This window comes from Lacicoccus qingdaonensis (genome assembly GCF_900101075.1).
GTDB lineage: Bacteria > Bacillota > Bacilli > Staphylococcales > Salinicoccaceae > Lacicoccus > Lacicoccus qingdaonensis.
The window spans coordinates 1-15,416 of record NZ_FNFY01000038.1; the positions used below are offsets into that span (position 1 = coordinate 1).

At 43.5% G+C, this 15,416-nt stretch carries 15 protein-coding genes, 1 rRNA gene and 1 other RNA gene; 2 read left to right on the forward strand and 15 right to left on the reverse strand.

Translation table 11 applies throughout. The annotated features are described in order from the left end of the window. A 16S ribosomal RNA gene (locus BLR15_RS12775) occupies nucleotides 1-187 on the reverse strand; the annotation flags it as partial. 722 nt (nucleotides 188-909) lie between these two features. Between BLR15_RS12775 and BLR15_RS12780 the strand changes: the two genes are divergently transcribed. Further along, the gene (locus BLR15_RS12780) at nucleotides 910-2,295 is read left to right on the forward strand and encodes a DHA2 family efflux MFS transporter permease subunit (protein ID WP_092988110.1); all 1,386 of its coding nucleotides are present in this window, start codon (nucleotides 910-912) and stop codon (nucleotides 2,293-2,295) included. 196 nt (nucleotides 2,296-2,491) lie between these two features. Continuing rightward, nucleotides 2,492-2,899, forward strand: coding sequence for an Ig-like domain-containing protein (locus tag BLR15_RS12785; RefSeq protein ID WP_092988112.1), 408 nt, complete (start codon nucleotides 2,492-2,494; stop codon nucleotides 2,897-2,899). A gap of 61 nt (nucleotides 2,900-2,960) precedes the next feature. Here the strand turns inward: BLR15_RS12785 and BLR15_RS12790 are convergent, their stop codons facing one another. From BLR15_RS12790 to BLR15_RS12855, 14 genes are all read right to left on the reverse strand, one after another. Then, nucleotides 2,961-3,866 carry an AEC family transporter gene (locus BLR15_RS12790; protein ID WP_092988114.1) on the reverse strand — a complete coding sequence of 302 codons (906 nt, stop codon included), beginning with the start codon at nucleotides 3,864-3,866 and terminating at the stop codon, nucleotides 2,961-2,963. A gap of 128 nt (nucleotides 3,867-3,994) precedes the next feature. Then, a complete protein-coding gene (gene wrbA / locus BLR15_RS12795; RefSeq protein ID WP_092988116.1) occupies nucleotides 3,995-4,609 on the reverse strand; it encodes an NAD(P)H:quinone oxidoreductase type IV in 615 nt (204 codons plus the stop codon). Between the two features lie 82 nt (nucleotides 4,610-4,691). Then, nucleotides 4,692-5,303, reverse strand: coding sequence for a flavin reductase family protein (locus BLR15_RS12800; RefSeq protein ID WP_092988118.1), 612 nt, complete (start codon nucleotides 5,301-5,303; stop codon nucleotides 4,692-4,694). A gap of 12 nt (nucleotides 5,304-5,315) precedes the next feature. Then, nucleotides 5,316-6,209 carry a VOC family protein gene (locus BLR15_RS12805; RefSeq protein ID WP_092988120.1) on the reverse strand — a complete coding sequence of 298 codons (894 nt, stop codon included), beginning with the start codon at nucleotides 6,207-6,209 and terminating at the stop codon, nucleotides 5,316-5,318. 38 nt (nucleotides 6,210-6,247) lie between these two features. Continuing rightward, nucleotides 6,248-7,198: a ring-cleaving dioxygenase gene (locus tag BLR15_RS12810; RefSeq protein ID WP_092988122.1), complete on the reverse strand. Its 951-nt coding sequence runs from the start codon at nucleotides 7,196-7,198 to the stop codon at nucleotides 6,248-6,250. A 79-nt stretch (nucleotides 7,199-7,277) separates the two neighbouring features. Further along, nucleotides 7,278-7,721 carry a MarR family winged helix-turn-helix transcriptional regulator gene (locus tag BLR15_RS12815; RefSeq protein WP_092988124.1) on the reverse strand — a complete coding sequence of 148 codons (444 nt, stop codon included), beginning with the start codon at nucleotides 7,719-7,721 and terminating at the stop codon, nucleotides 7,278-7,280. 190 nt (nucleotides 7,722-7,911) lie between these two features. Further along, on the reverse strand, nucleotides 7,912-8,508 hold the full coding sequence (gene recR / locus BLR15_RS12820; protein WP_092988126.1) for a recombination mediator RecR: 597 nt from the start codon (nucleotides 8,506-8,508) through the stop codon (nucleotides 7,912-7,914). Between the two features lies 1 nt (nucleotide 8,509). After that, nucleotides 8,510-8,833: a YbaB/EbfC family nucleoid-associated protein gene (locus BLR15_RS12825; RefSeq protein ID WP_092988128.1), complete on the reverse strand. Its 324-nt coding sequence runs from the start codon at nucleotides 8,831-8,833 to the stop codon at nucleotides 8,510-8,512. 88 nt (nucleotides 8,834-8,921) lie between these two features. After that, nucleotides 8,922-10,568, reverse strand: a complete 1,647-nt coding sequence (gene dnaX / locus BLR15_RS12830; protein WP_092988130.1) for a DNA polymerase III subunit gamma/tau — start codon at nucleotides 10,566-10,568, stop codon at nucleotides 8,922-8,924. 114 nt (nucleotides 10,569-10,682) lie between these two features. Further along, nucleotides 10,683-10,948, reverse strand: an RNA gene (gene ffs / locus BLR15_RS12835) — signal recognition particle sRNA large type. 45 nt (nucleotides 10,949-10,993) lie between these two features. Then, nucleotides 10,994-11,722, reverse strand: coding sequence for a trehalose operon repressor (gene treR, locus BLR15_RS12840; RefSeq protein WP_092988133.1), 729 nt, complete (start codon nucleotides 11,720-11,722; stop codon nucleotides 10,994-10,996). Nucleotides 11,723-11,772: 50 nt separating this feature from the next. Continuing rightward, a complete protein-coding gene (gene treC / locus BLR15_RS12845; RefSeq protein WP_092988135.1) occupies nucleotides 11,773-13,410 on the reverse strand; it encodes an alpha,alpha-phosphotrehalase in 1,638 nt (545 codons plus the stop codon). A 19-nt stretch (nucleotides 13,411-13,429) separates the two neighbouring features. Further along, nucleotides 13,430-14,881 (reverse strand): PTS system trehalose-specific EIIBC component, encoded by a 1,452-nt coding sequence (treP, locus tag BLR15_RS12850; RefSeq protein ID WP_092988137.1) that lies wholly within the window; start codon nucleotides 14,879-14,881, stop codon nucleotides 13,430-13,432. Between the two features lie 276 nt (nucleotides 14,882-15,157). After that, nucleotides 15,158-15,416, reverse strand: a 259-nt coding sequence (locus tag BLR15_RS12855) for a transposase (RefSeq protein WP_143003951.1), incomplete at its 5' end; no start/stop codon positions are given.

Genomic DNA, 15,416 nt, shown 5'->3' on the forward strand with positions numbered 1-15,416 from the left:
AAAGGGTCATCCGGTATTAGCCACGGTTTCCCGCGGTTATCCCAGTCTGATGGGTAGGTTGCCTACGTGTTACTCACCCGTCCGCCGCTCGATCATGGGGAGCAAGCTCCCCAATCTCGCGCTCGACTTGCATGTATTAGGCACGCCGCCAGCGTTCATCCTGAGCCAGGATCAAACTCTCCATAAATGGAAAGCTCTTCTGAGCTCGGTCGATACTGCTGACAGTATCTTGGTTGCGTGTTGTGTTGTTCGCCTCAACTTCGCGTTCCCATATAATAGGAACGTTTATCGGAATTAAACGTTGACATATTGTCATTCAGTTTTCAATGTTCTCGTTTTTGACTGCTTTACTATCATAACACACCAGCTTATCGAATGCAAGCATTAACTTCAAGTGTGTTTTGTAAGTTGTTGCAGCTGCCGGTTCAATCTGTTGTTTCGTTTTGACCCGACAAGAAATAACTATACAGGATTCCAAAAAATAATGCAAGTGTTTTATTAAATTCTTTTAAAATTCTTTTTCTTTGCTCCACATATAGATGACCACTCTTTATCAAAAGCTATACTATAGGAAGAAACTATTTAATAACACCTGATTGTCCGTTGGTATTTCACCATTACCAGTCCTCATCTTTTTTCACCAAGATTTGAACTAGACTTCTTACTATACCAGTATTATTTTAAAAATCAAGCCTAAACCTTTAAAAAGCTTGATATTTATTATCTCTTCTATAATAAACGGTTTTCAGAATTATCATCCTCATATGTTCATCACCGGCCTTTATATAGTAGAGATGTTTCTTCCAGACCGCTCCACATGCCGGCAAATCCCCGTCATGACAATGTTGACCGGGGTTTTACAGTATGAAACAATATAGTTGTCAACTAAGATGAAAGGGGGCGATGGATATGGTAGAAGATAAAGTACAGTCAAAAGGAGTAGTCACAGTCATTATGGCTGCGGCCTTTTTATTTACTTTCAGCCAGTTTCTACTGATCACTGCCTTCCCTACCATAATGGCGGAGTTCGACATCAACGCCACGCAGGTTCAGTGGCTGACGACATCATTCTTATTAACAAGTATTATCTTTATACCGATGTCCGGCTATTTATCAACGACATTTTCTTCTAAAGCACTTGTCGTCTTCGCCATGTCCTGTATGCTGATCGGAACAATCATCGGCGGATGGTCGCCGAACTTTGGCGTACTGATTCTTTCAAGGGTCATTCAGGCAATCGGCGCGGGTATCATTCTGCCGCTTGTCCAGACGATACTATTGATCGTATTTCCATATCACCGCCGGGGGTTTGCCATGGGTATGCTCGGCGCCGTCACGAACGTCGCCCCCGCTTCGGCACCGTCGATTTCCGGTGTCATCATCGACATACTCGACTGGCGTTCACTGCACTGGGTGCTTCTGCCGCTCGTCGTCATTACTTTGATACTCGCAATCTTCCTGATGAAAAATGTATTGAGGAGAAGTGAAGTCAGCCTTGATATGACTTCCATCATATTATCGGCGGTCGGATTTTCTTTATTCATATTCGGATTAAGTAATGTCAGTGTCTATGGGTTTTTAGATGTAATGGTCCTTGCACCCCTCTTCATCGGCATATTCCTGCTGTGGTTCTTTGTCACAAGACAGTTCAAACTCCCGTCACCCATACTGAATTTGAATCTGTTCAGGAATAAAACCTTCACACTTGCACTGATACTCATCTTCATCAATATGATGCTGCTCTTGTCTACAGAAACGATACTTCCGATGTTTTCACAAACCGTACTCGGCACGAGTGCATTCCTATCCGGATTTTTATTAGTTCCAGGGACCATATTGCTCTCCATCATCACTTTTGTCTCCGGTTCATTATACGACCGGTATGGCGGAAGGACGATCGCAATCACCGGGTTCGCCATGACGACGCTGTCCCTTATTTTGCTGAACACGGTCGGCATTGACAGCTCACCATATTTCATAATGGGGTATTTCTGCATCTTCATGTTCGGTTTCGGTCTGACACTCATGCCGCTAGTGACGATAAGCATGTCCGAACTGGATGATGAAGAGATTCCGCACGGTTCGGCGATCAACAATACCATCAGGCAGTTTGCCATGACATTTGGCATTATCGTTCTTACTTCAATCATCAGTATTACAGTCGGTACCATGGATGCACCGGAGTCCGTCTCCACATATTGGGGCACGACCTACGCTCTTGTCGTAATGGCCATCCTTGCTTTTGCCGGTTTTATTCTGACATTCATGCTGAAAGATAAACCAAGATATAAGTAAAATAAAAATCATTCCAGCTCAGAAAGGGGCCGCCTGTCAGGGTGCGGTGACGCATCTGTATACACTCGATATTGAACAAACGGTGTCAGTTATATTACAGAAATAATATAATAAGATTACAGAGCCGGTTATCGATTGATTCTCACATCAAAACGTTTTATCTTTAAGATTAATCTGAACGAGGAGTGTGGGCCCAATGAATAATCGGAATGCCCAGGATGACAGCAGCATAAATGGTTTCTTCACCAAAATTGTCAGTCTGATGTTTGTCTGTTCCGTTTTTGTAAGCAGTGCTGACGTTGCCCCGGCCCAGGCCAGAGTGGATTCGGATGCCGCCGGAGAGAAAGAGAATATCGTACTGGATGAAGTGTATCTGGAATCGAACATCGTCTCTTCTGAATATACATCCGTATTCGGCAGTACATTGCCAAATGCGCAAATTGAAGTCATTTACCCGGATGGCAGAACATTTACGACAACGGCAGATGCAGGGGGACATTACAGCTTGAACGGACTGCCTTTGCTGGAAGAAGGAGACGCCGTCGATATCACCGCTTCAGCAGGCAAAGTCAAAATGAGCGAGCATTTACAGCTGAACAGATAGTCATGTATTTTAAAAATATCTCTATGGTCTTTTTCGGCCATAGAGATATTTTTTCATCCAATTATATGCCGATCAGGTACAGACATACCGGTATCGTCAAAATACTGATCAGTGTCGTGACCAATGTTGAAAATGAAACCACATTCGGTTTTACATTAAACTGAACTGCAAGCATCGTGGAGTTCGCGGCCACCGGCATTGCATTCAGAAGTATGAATACCATTTTCATCGTATCATCGACAGGCATGATCATGACCAGTAAAGCTGCAATGATCGGCGACAAAACCATGCGGATGGATACGACCGCAGTCACATCTTTAATATCAAAACTTTCTTTTGTGATACGTGCGAGCTGCATGCCTAAAATCAGCATCACTACAGGAATGGCAGCATTTCCTGTCATCTCCACAATATCCATGATGCCTTCATCCAGCCTGATATTTGCCATCTGGAAAATAACGCCGACAACCGCTCCGTGAATGACGGGTATTTTAAATATGTTTATAACCGCTTCTTTTACAGTGATCATCGCCCCGCTGCCGAAAGATGCGATAAAAATCCCCACCGTACTGATGACAAATCCGTGCAGCACCATCAGGACAATTGCATAATCGAATGCAGTGGCACCCAGGGCAAACAGTGCCACCGGCGTCCCGTAATTACCACTGTTCGGAAATAAAGTCCCAAGTAATATCGCTGAAATATCCTCTTTCGAAGATTTGATGAAATATCCCCAGATGACGGTTATTACAAGCAAAATCCCCGTCAGTAAAAACGTAAAAAGAAATACATATAAATAATCAATTGTCAGTTCATTCCTATAGAAGGTATTGAATGTAAGGATGGGAAGTAATATGTATAAAGACATGGATGATATTGATTTAATATCAAATTTAAGTATTTTATCCGAAACATAACCCACCCCGAAAATAAGGAAGACCGGTAGTATGATCATTATTAAATCCATAAGGCCACACTTCTTTCTGTCATAGTAAACTGTGTTGATAACTCTATGATAGATGAAATTTTCAGATAAAGGTACCCTTACATATTAAAAAGCCTGACTGATTTCAGCCAGGCTTCAAATTTTATCATTTATTTACTCATACCGTTCTTGACCCACTCAGCTATTGTAACAGTACGTGCCGCCTGATGTTTCACAGCGCCTTCAACATTTTCGACCATCTTTCCGTCCTGCCCCACAGTCACACTTGTACCATAAGGGTTGCCGCCTGCACCGAACAATACTGAATCAGTGTAGCCCGGTGATGCAATGATTGCACCCCAGTGCATCATTGAAGTATACAATGAAAGGATTGTCGCTTCCTGGCCGCCATGAGGGTTTTGAGCTGAGGACATTGCACTGACAACTTTGTTGATTGTCTTGCCTTCAGCCCAGATACCACCCTGTGTATCGATGAACTGTTTCATCTGAGAAGGGACGTTACCGAATCTTGTCGGTGTACTGAATATGATTGAATCTGCCCATATAATGTCTTCTGATGTTGCTACAGGAATATCCTTCGTTGCATCCACTGTCGCTTTCCATCCTTCGTTGCCATCAATTGCCGACTGCGGTGCCAGTTCTTCGACTTTCAACAACCTTACTTCTGCGCCGGCAGTTTCTCCTGCTTCTTTTGCCCATTTCGCCATTTCATAGTTTGTGCCACCCATGCTGTAGAATATAACTGCTAATTTTACACTTTCCATCTTTTCTTCATTCTCCTTTGATCTGTTAAATAGCTTTTGAAAAAAGTTCATGGGTCATGCTCACTTTCCATTCACTTTTTAATTATTCCGGTCGTTCCACTGTAAAAATTTCACCGATATCGGCATAATCATTTCCAGCGAGTCGGCTGACCGCTTTAAGTTTCACAGGGTCGATATAACCATTGCGATAAATAGCCGCATCGATATGATAATGTTTTACCTTTAACATCAGCAGATCTGTCGTGGGAATATTTTTTTCATTATATACCACCACATTTTCGTAAAGCTCTGTTTCATATCTCACCTTCGCTTCATTTAAACCGGGTACTTTCACAACTTTGGAATCCACTGTAGTAAAACTTGAAATATCAAGTTCACTTTCATCTTTCGACAGCGGCGCGGAAGTGTTATTCGCCTGTTCGACATTATCCACATCGACGATGTGGAGCACGGCTTCACCGCTTTCCAATACATTTCTCGCAGTATCTTTGCTCTCACCATTTGCACGCTGCACCGCTATAGAAAGCATTGGCGGATCGTAGGTGACGATATTGAAATAGCTGAAAGGTGCCACATTCACTATACCGTCTTCAGATATTGTCGATACCAGCGCAATCGGCCTCGGAATAACCGAGCCGATCAAAAACTTCTTCTTTTCTTTGTCCGTCAGCTGTTCAGGGGAAAATTCGAGCATGATATCCGCTCCTTATATATCCAGTTTGGGCAGTGACTTTTCATATTCCGGTCTCAAATGTTCATACTGTTTCGGAAGCTTCAATGAAGTGCCCAGCTCTGATTTATCTTCATCGACGTCAAATCCGGGACCATCTGTTGCGAACTCAAAGACAACATTCCCTTTTTCACCAATATAGATCGATCTGAAATAATTTCTGTCCCTGACTTCCGTCACTCCAAAACCATCCTCAGTGAGAGCAGTCTGCCATTCTTTCAGAACATCCATGTCCGGCACAGACCAGGCGATATGGTGGACCGTCCCAATGCCGAACCGGCCTCTCGGCTGCGGCGGCAGTGAAGTGATGATGTGGTGTTTCTCCGGACCTGCAGTTTCAAAATGCTGATTACCGTCATCTATATCCATCTCTTTCAAGCCCATTTTGCCGGTCAACAGCTCTTTCGTCCCATCCGGATTGCCGGATAATAATTCTGCACCGTGGAATCCAAGGATGTCGTTGCTGTCAGCAGTTTCCGTTCCTTCCACAATCGCAAGATCAAGGGCATGAACATCACTGAACTCCAGAGTCTTCGCTCCAAAAAATTCAGTTTCTTTAACTTCAATGCCGTGATCAGCCAAACGATTTTTCCAGTAATCGATACTGCCCTTAGGCACCCTGTAGGCAATTCTGCCTACCTGGCCGCTGCCTTTCCGCCCGACATTGTCGTTTGTCCAGGGGAAGAATGTGATGACCGTCCCCGGCGTTACGTCTTCATCAGAAAAATACAGGTGATATACACCATTATCGTCAAAGTTCACTGTCTGCTTGATCAGTCTTTGACCCAATACATCTCTGTAAAACCTCAGATTTTCATTCGGATCTCCTACAATTGCGGTAATATGGTGAATCCTTTTAATAGCTTCCATAATTTCATCTCCCGATTTATTATATATTATTATTTATCTTATCTGGTTGTATCAAAGTGACGTACCTGGGCCTCGATCTGCTCACGTTTTGGTTCAAGCATCGGCGGCAGCGCCAGACTCTCCCCGAGTGTTTCATATGGCTCATCGCCCATGAAACCCGGTCCGTCAGTTGAGAGTTCTATTAAAATATGACCGACTCTTGCATATAAAGCTTCGAAGTAGAACCTGTCCACATTTCCTGAATGACCGACACCAAGCTCGTTGTACTTCTCTTCCCATGCTTTGATTGCATTGTGGTCCGCCACTCTGAAAGAGACATGGTGGACTTCACCGTAGCCCTGCTGTCCCTGCTTCGTTTCATCCTTTCTCAGGATGACCTGCCCGCCGTTACCGCCGTCACCAACATCAAAGACGGTCACATCATCTTCTTCAATTACAGGCTTCATATCGTATATGGACGTCAATACTTGTTTGAAGTCATCATAATAGCTCACTGTAATTTCAATCGGTCCAAGGCCGTATATTGCCTTATCTTCCGGAACCGGCCCATTCTTCCATGGTGTACCAGGTGCAACGCCTTCATTGTTTTCATCTGAGAAAAGCTGGTATCTCTGCCCGTCTGATTCTTCAAATGGCAGTACTTTTTTACCGAACAGTTCTTTAATGCCTTCATTCTTAACACCAAATTCTTTAAACCGTTCCAGATAATATTCAAGAGCTGCATCGTCCGGTACACGGAGACCGGTTCTTGAAATCGAGTTCGTACCGCGGATACCTTTAGGGTTGTTCGGAAAATCAAAGAATGTCATATCCGTCCCCGGCGATCCGACATCATCTGCAAAAAATGTATGGTATGTCTGGATATCATCCTGGTTGACCGTCTTCTTCACGAGACGCATGCCAAGCACATCCGTCATGAAATCATAGTTTCTCATCGCATTATCCGTCATTGCCGTTACGTGATGAATTCCCAATAATTCTGTAGTCATATAAAAAATCCTCCATATTTAATTATCTCTAATTCGAGATATTAGTTCTAATTATAAGTTTATACCAAAGATATAAACTTTACTTTTCCAATAGTCTCTCTGCGTGGGTGCCAATACGTTTCAATAAGTTAATCGCATCTTCAACTTCGTCGTCATTCCACTCATCAAAAATCGAATTTATAAGACTTTCTTGCTCAACCACCCGGGTGTCCATATATTCCTTACCCGCTTCCGTTATGCAGGCAAACATTTTCCGTCTGTCCTCTGGACACGGTCTTCTGTACAAAAAACCTTTGTCCTCAAGTTTGTCGATTACATATGTGATACTGCCGGTCCCTAGCAAGATACGTCTGCCAATTGCCTGAATAGGCTGGTCACCTTTATGATAGAGCAGCTCCATCACAGCATATTCATTCAAATTGATTTCCTTTTTCAAGAAATCCTGTTTGATGAGCTTTTGAACTGACTGGGAAGATTTGATGAATACCGTAAAAGCTTTAATACGTGGATCCTTTTCTTCCAAGACAATGCACACCCTTCATTAATTTAAATTTAATTATATTAAATTTAATCTATTCGTTTTCGAGATTAATTATAAGACAGATGGTGAACAGAGTCAAGGGGGGAAGTTTCTAAAAATAAGCCGTGTTGAATGAAATAAATAGAAAAACTCCATCACAATCAAATGTGATGGAGTCCTTCCATAAATAGCCCTACAATTCCGTACGGTATTCTATTGCTTTTGACAACGTCACTTCATCCGCATACTCAAGATCCCCGCCAACAGGCAGGCCGTGTGCGAGTCTTGTCGTTTTCAACCCGATGGGTTTGACGAGCCTCGATATATACATCGCTGTCGATTCGCCTTCGATGTTTGGATTGGTCGCAAGGATCAGTTCCTGGACTTCCTCGTCTTTCAGACGTTCCAACAGTGGCGGGATGTTGATGTCTTCCGGTCCGATGCCGTCCATCGGGCTGATGGCACCGTGCAGTACATGGTACATCCCCTGGTATTCGCGCATTTTCTCCATGGCTATGACATCTTTTGTATCCTGGACGACACAGATGACGCTTCTGTCCCTTGATTTATCCATGCATATGTAGCACGGATCGACATCGGTAATATGTCCGCAGACTGAACAGAACTGCAGTTCTCTCTTCACTTCCATCAGGCTGCGTGAAAAATCGACGACATCCTCTTCATTCATGTTCAAAACATAAAATGCCAGACGCTGGGCTGTTTTCGGCCCAATGCCCGGCAATTTCATGAAGCTGTCAATGAGCTTTGAAATTGGTTCAGGATAATGCATATTACATCATTCCTGGAATGTTTAAACCTTTAGTGTGTTTGCCTAAACGGTCACTCATCAGTTCATCTGCTTTGGTCATCGCTTCGTTTGTCGCAGCAACAACCAGGTCCTGCAGCATTTCAATATCTTCAGGATCTACCACTTCTTCACTGATTTCAACATCCACGATTTCTTTCTGGCCGGATACAGTCACTTTGACCATGCCGCCGCCTGCTGAACCTTCTACTGTTTCTTCTTTCAGCTTTTCCTGCTCTTCTTCCATCTTCTTCTGCATCTTCTGCATCTGTTTCATCATGCCTTGCATGTTATTCATTCCACCGCGCATTTATAATTCCTCCAAAAATTTAATTTTCATAAAAATTTAATTTTCATTTATCCATTATATACGATTACCATTATACTATAAACCTTTATTAATCCCTAGTTTCCACTATGCTGCTGTCAAACAGTTCCCTTGCGACATCAGACGGTTTTTTTTCATCCGGTTTTGCTTCCTGCTGCCTGCCTGACTTTCTTTCTTTGATGTAGTCCGCCCTCACCTGCTGCCAGCTTGATTGAGGCACACCGACGACCTGGACTTCCTTGCCGATGATGGTCGGGATGACCGCTTCCAGCTCTCTTTTTTTCTTATCATCATTATTGATCAGTTCTGAATGTACATCGTTATCAAACTTGATCAGCACATGTGTGTCGCTTGCCGCCACCGGTTCCGAGTCTTTGATCAATGACCTCAGGGCATGGAAATTCTTTTCTTCCACATATTGATACACTTGCGGCCAGCCGTCCTTCAGTTTGACTATGTCTTCCTTGTTCGCCTTATCCAGCACTTTTTCAATCTGGCTGATGGAGTATCCTTTGCCGCTTGTACGTTTACTCTGTTGTCTTCTCGTATCGTTGTTCGACTGCGGTGCGAGCTGGGCGTTTTCCAATCTGCGTTCAAGTTCACCCAGTTTCTCTTCGATATGCGACAGATCCACTTCAGGGGCTTCCACTATATTATTGTGTTTTGACAACACTTCAATCAGCTTCACAATGACGACTTCCAGATGCACACCCGTATTCACGGAAAATCTCATCATGACCATCGCATCATTCAACACATCAATCATTTCATATAGTACTTTGTCTTCGACATTGTAAAATGCGATGTCTTCATTCATATCATTCGCATGCTTCATCAGAATGATATCCCTGATATAATAAACAAGCTCATGTATGAGGCGGGTCGGGTCTTTGCCTTCATCGATGAATTGATGATACTGAATGAACGCTGCCCTGGAGTCTTTATTTTCGATGAGTTTCAGCCACTCATTCAACGCATCCTGTTTGATGCCGCCTGTGATCATCACTGCATCATCAAGTGTAATGATGTCACTGCTGTATGCGATCACCTGATCCATGATACTGAGGGCGTCACGCATACCGCCTTCTGCCGTTCTTGCGATATAATCCAGCGCCTCAGCGTCATATTCGATCGATTCCGACTCCGCAACATACTTCAGACGTTCAATGATTTCATTATTTTCAATCGCCTTGAAATCGAAACGCTGACAACGCGAGATGATGGTTGCCGGTATTTTATGAGGTTCTGTGGTGGCAAGGATGAATATCGCATGCTCCGGAGGTTCTTCCAATGTTTTGAGCAGAGCGTTGAATGCGCCCGTCGTCAGCATATGGACCTCGTCTATGATATAAACTTTATACTGCGTCAGAGAAGGTGCATATTTCACTTTCTCCCTGAGACTTCTGATTTCATCGACACCGTTATTACTCGCGGCGTCAATTTCGATTACATCGTTGGCACTGCCGTCTGTAATGCTGATACATACATCACATTCATTACACGGTTCCCCGTCCTGGCCAAACTGGCAGTTCAGAGCTTTCGCAAAGATTTTTGCGATACTTGTTTTACCCGTCCCTCTTGGACCACTGAATAAATAAGCATGTGATTCCTTATTTCTGATGATGGCATTCTTTAATGTCTTGGTCACATGTTTCTGCCCGACGACGTCCGTAAAACTCTGGGGCCGAAATGCACGGTATAACGCTTGATACTCCATTCAGCGGCACCTCCACTTTTTCTGATATCGTCTACTATTATAACATTAATGGCATATCTATTACGAATTAAAAAAGACCGTATCTATAAAATAGATACGGTCTCAAATATGTAGCCGTGCACCGCTTCCTCGAGAAATCAGAACAAACGTTACTTAAAACATCAGCTCAACCCCGGCAGCCCTACGGCACATGGGATGGGTCACTTAATGCTGCTTCCTTCCGGACCTGACATGATTCATGACGTCCCATTGCATAGGACCGGGGTCTCAACACCGATGAGATTAAGGCAGTCTTCACACTGATACCCTCAGAAGCGGGATTCAGCCTTGCTGGAGCGGCTTGCAAGTACAGGGCACCGCTAATTCCCCGCTTAGCACGGTATCTTACATAATATCAAAATTGAATTTATGATGCAAGGATTTTTTTATTCTCCGGTGAACCTTCTTGAAAAGTCCACGAATTTAAACTCGCTTGCCAGGTGTTTTGACACATTATACTGGAACGGCGTGGCATCACTCAAATGCACGACTGATTTAACTTTTGCTGTATAGGGCGGCTGAACCGGCCCGAATAATTCTATATCCAATTCTGTCATTGGGCTGAATGTAATCTCCTTTTGTGAATATGAGATTTTATGGCCCAATCTCTCTTCTATATATTCATAGATGGAGCCGGCGGCTATTTCTTCCGTCAGCCCGGGCATCATATCATACATGAAATAATCCGTATCTATAATGTGCGTTTTATCTTCATACAATCTTTGACGGATCAGCTGCCATATCGGCGTTTGGTCACTCAGGTTCAACGACACCTGAACATTTGGACATTCTTCTGCCGGGATTTTTTCTAAACTGTAGACTTTTGTAGTGTAGATTTTTTCTTGCTGTTCCTGAACTTCTTTGAAACTAATTAAATGAGATACCGTCAGATTCATTGAAGGGTTGTAAATGATAACGGATCCCTTGCCCTTCATTTTCTGAATATAGCCGTTTTCCTGCAGGAGATTCAGTGCTTTTCTCACCGTTTCCCGGGATACGCCGAAACTTTCCAGAAGCTTATGTTCAGAAGGAAGAATCTCTCCTGCTTCATATTTACCTTCTACGATGTCACTCGATAAGGATTGATAAATTTGATTGTACTTATTTAAATTCATAGCGTCACCTTAGTCAATTCAATTTTAAATCATTGTTTCAATTGTAACAGTTATTTTTTATAAATCATCATTGTTTCAAAAGGTCTCAGTTCTGATATCAGGTCATCATAGTTTGAGATTAAAATTTCTCCGTCTGCATTGACATCTTCAGGATAAGGCACCGTCCTGGCACTGTAGTTTGAAATCACCAGAAGTGATTCTCCACTCAGGTTTCTTTCATAGACGAACAAATTCTTATGTTGCATCAATAAAGGCCTGATATCGCCAGTTGTCAATATTTCCATATTATGACGCAAATCAATGAGCTTTTTATAAGTATAAAATACTGAATTATTATCTTCAACCGCTTTTTTGGCATTGATATCAGAATAATTTTCCGCAACTTCAATCCACGGTTCCCCTTCGGTGAACCCTCCGTTTCTACTGTCATCCCATTGCATCGGTGTACGTGAGTTATCACGGGATTTCGCCTTTAAAATTTCAATGACTTCCTTATAGTTCAACCCTTTATCTCTCAGCATGTCATAGGCATTCAGACTTTCAACATCTCTGTACTGGTCGATACGGTCAAAACCGGGGTTGGTCATCCCGAATTCCTCCCCCTGAAAAATATAAGGTGTACCCTGCAGGCCGTGCAGGGAGATCGCAAGCATCTTTGCACTTTTCAGACGGTTCTCTTCAGTGTCATCCTTGCCGAACCGGGATACGACCCGCGGCTGATCATGGTTGCACCAGAATATCGCATTCCAGCCGTCTCCGTCATAAATACCGAGCTGCCACTTCATCAAAGTCTCTTTAAGCAAAATAAAATCATAAGGTGCTTTCGTCCATTTCTCACCATCCGGATAATCCACTTTTAAATGATGGAAATTAAAGACGGAGTTTAATTCCTGCCTCTTTGGGTTCGTATATTTAATGCAGTGGTCGATTGTCGTCGATGACATCTCCCCGACAGTCATCACTTCTTTTCCACCGAAAGTTTCCTGGTTCATCTCATGAATGTACTCATGAATTCGCGGACCGTCCGTATAAAATTCTTTGCCCGGACCGTCCGAATTTTCGAACGCGCCTTTAGAAAGCAGGTTTACAACATCAAACCTGAAACCGTCTATACCAAAATCTATCCAGTAATTGATCATTTCATAAATTTCATGACGGACCTTGTCATTTTCCCAGTTCAGATCCGCCTGGGTGATATCAAACAGTCTTAAATAGTACTGGTTCGTATCATCATCATAAGTCCAGGCATTGCCGCCGAATTTGGATTCCCAGTTCGTCGGCGGCGTATCATAAGTGCCGTCTTTCCATATATAATAATCACGGTACGGGTTATCTCTTGATTTTCTGGACTCCACGAACCATGGATGTTTCGTCGAAGTGTGGTTGAAGGCCAGATCCATCATGACTTTCAAATCTTTTTTATGGGCTTCATCAAGCAGCTCCTGCAAATCTTCTTTGGTGCCGAACTGCGGATTAATTTCATAATAATTGCTTATATCGTAACCATTGTCATTCATCGGGGATTCATATACCGGAGTCAGCCATATATAATCCACGCCGAGCAATTGTAAATAGTCCAATTTCTGAATAATACCCTGGATATCGCCTGTACCATCACCTGTTGAATCATTGAATGATTTCGGATAGATCTGATACACCACTGATTTTCTCCAATCTGAAACAGCCACTTTAAAAACTCCTTTAAATTTAGTCTACATCCACCATGTCCTTAGTCTTGTCCTTGGCGAACCTTGAGAACAGCAACGTCAGCAGGAACGGTGCAACGATGGCAATCAGCATGCCGATTGAGAACAACAGCCAGAATCCTTCTGTAATCGAAATGACTCCGGGCACACCGCCGACACCGACACTGTAGGCTGTCAGCATGTTAGCCCCGAAAAGACCGCCGACAACAGATGTTGTCAGTATAGCCGCAACAAATGGATATTTCAGTGGCAGGTTCACACCGAACATCGCAGGTTCAGTGACCCCGAGCCAGCCTGAAATTCCGGACGTCATTGCCAGACCTTCTTCTTTTTTCTTTTTATTTCTGCGGTAAACCATCCACGCGCCAAATGCTGCAGAACCCTGCGCGATATTCGAAATCGCCAGTATCGGCCATAAGAATGTCGATCCTGTCGTACCGATCAGCTGCAGATCCACCGCCAGGAACATATGGTGCATGCCGGTAATTACGAGCGGTGCATAGAACAGACCATAAACTGCTCCGCCCAGTAGGCCGGCTGTTTCAAACAGCCAGATGATTGCATCTGTTACAAGCGTACTGCCCCATAGTGTGACCGGGCCGATTATTGTATAAGTAAGAATACCGACAACGACAAGTGCGACCGGAGCAACGACAAGCAGTTTAAACATATCTGGTACACGCTTATTCAGGAACTGCTCAACTTTGGCAAGCACCCACGTCGCGACAAGCACCGGCAGCACCTGCCCCTGATAGTTCAGCTGCTGGATTTCCAGACCGAACACATTCCATGTAGGAATATCTGCAAGTTCTCCTGATTCACTGTCGAACAGCCCGTACTGGCTGGCAAGATCTGGGTGACACAATGCCACACCGAGTGCGATACCGAGCAGCGGATTGCCCCCGAACACCCTCATGGACGACCAGCCGATCAATACAGGCAGGAAGATGAACGGCGCCACGGCAATGAAGTTGATCATGCTCGCAATACCTTCAACACCAGGGAAGCGGGTAATCACAGAATCAGATTCCCAAAAAAGTCCCTCCAATGTCAGCAGGTTGTTAAGACCGAGCAGCAGACCGGCCGTTACAATGGCCGGTAAGATGGGAATGAATATATCTCCCAGCATTTTAATGAACCGCTGTAATGGATTCATCTTGGTTGCAGCAGCTTCTTTCACTTCATCTTTTGAACCGCCGCCTTTACCCGTTTCCTCTTCAAAGATTTTGAACGCCTCATCCACTGTTCCCTGGCCGATAACAACCTGGAACTGGTTGTTAGCAGCAAACGATCCTTTAACAAGATCGATCGAGTCCAGTTTTTCCTTGTCCACTTTACTCTCATCATCGAGCGCAAGCCGCAGCCTTGTTACACAATGCGTTGCAGCATTGACGTTCTCTTTGCCTCCCAATGCTTCGATCATCTTCTTTACATCATCACGATTTACTGCCATTTCACTCACCCCTTTATATATGAAAACCTTATCATGTATAGACAACAACAACAAGGAACCCAAGGCCAATTTTGGTATATTCAAAATATTCCATCTTGATTTAATTATATTTTATAAATCAAAAAAACACCAGAACCAGCAGCTGCCGGTTCCGGTGTAATTTTAGGATAGGAAATATTTATTATTATTATTATCAGTTGAATCAATTTCATAATTGCTCTTTTTAAAAATACAAAGACCTACAGAATTCCTAAAATGTATTTTAAAAAACAGAAATCATGCAGCTTGTTGCTGAATGAATTGAGCATCGATGCGGTCTGCAGCCAACTTGGATGCATTGTAAACAAGTGTCACCATGTCAAAATGAATTTTTGCGCGTTTTCCGGTACGATATCGAACATTGTTCAGTTGAAAGAATTCCTTAAGGTATGCATTGACTCTTTCTACCGCAGTACGGCGTTTGAAAATGTTTTTCCATGCTAGAGACCCACGGGCTGGTGCGGAATATTTCCTGAGATCTGTTGTTATTTTCATT

Bases quoted from the DNA above. Each gene is read 5' to 3' on its own strand.
- wrbA (WP_092988116.1), bottom strand. From the start codon at position 4,609: ATGGAAAGTGTAAAATTAGCAGTTATATTCTACAGCATGGGTGGCACA.
- BLR15_RS12790 (WP_092988114.1), bottom strand. From the start codon at position 3,866: ATGGATTTAATAATGATCATACTACCGGTCTTCCTTATTTTCGGGGTG.
- treR (WP_092988133.1), bottom strand. From the start codon at position 11,722: ATGAATTTAAATAAGTACAATCAAATTTATCAATCCTTATCGAGTGAC.
- dnaX (WP_092988130.1), bottom strand. From the start codon at position 10,568: ATGGAGTATCAAGCGTTATACCGTGCATTTCGGCCCCAGAGTTTTACG.
- BLR15_RS12780 (WP_092988110.1), top strand. From the start codon at position 910: ATGGTAGAAGATAAAGTACAGTCAAAAGGAGTAGTCACAGTCATTATG.
- BLR15_RS12805 (WP_092988120.1), bottom strand. From the start codon at position 6,209: ATGGAAGCTATTAAAAGGATTCACCATATTACCGCAATTGTAGGAGAT.
- treP (WP_092988137.1), bottom strand. From the start codon at position 14,881: ATGGCAGTAAATCGTGATGATGTAAAGAAGATGATCGAAGCATTGGGA.
- BLR15_RS12785 (WP_092988112.1), top strand. From the start codon at position 2,492: ATGAATAATCGGAATGCCCAGGATGACAGCAGCATAAATGGTTTCTTC.
- BLR15_RS12800 (WP_092988118.1), bottom strand. From the start codon at position 5,303: ATGCTCGAATTTTCCCCTGAACAGCTGACGGACAAAGAAAAGAAGAAG.
- BLR15_RS12825 (WP_092988128.1), bottom strand. From the start codon at position 8,833: ATGCGCGGTGGAATGAATAACATGCAAGGCATGATGAAACAGATGCAG.
- recR (WP_092988126.1), bottom strand. From the start codon at position 8,508: ATGCATTATCCTGAACCAATTTCAAAGCTCATTGACAGCTTCATGAAA.
- BLR15_RS12810 (WP_092988122.1), bottom strand. From the start codon at position 7,198: ATGACTACAGAATTATTGGGAATTCATCACGTAACGGCAATGACGGAT.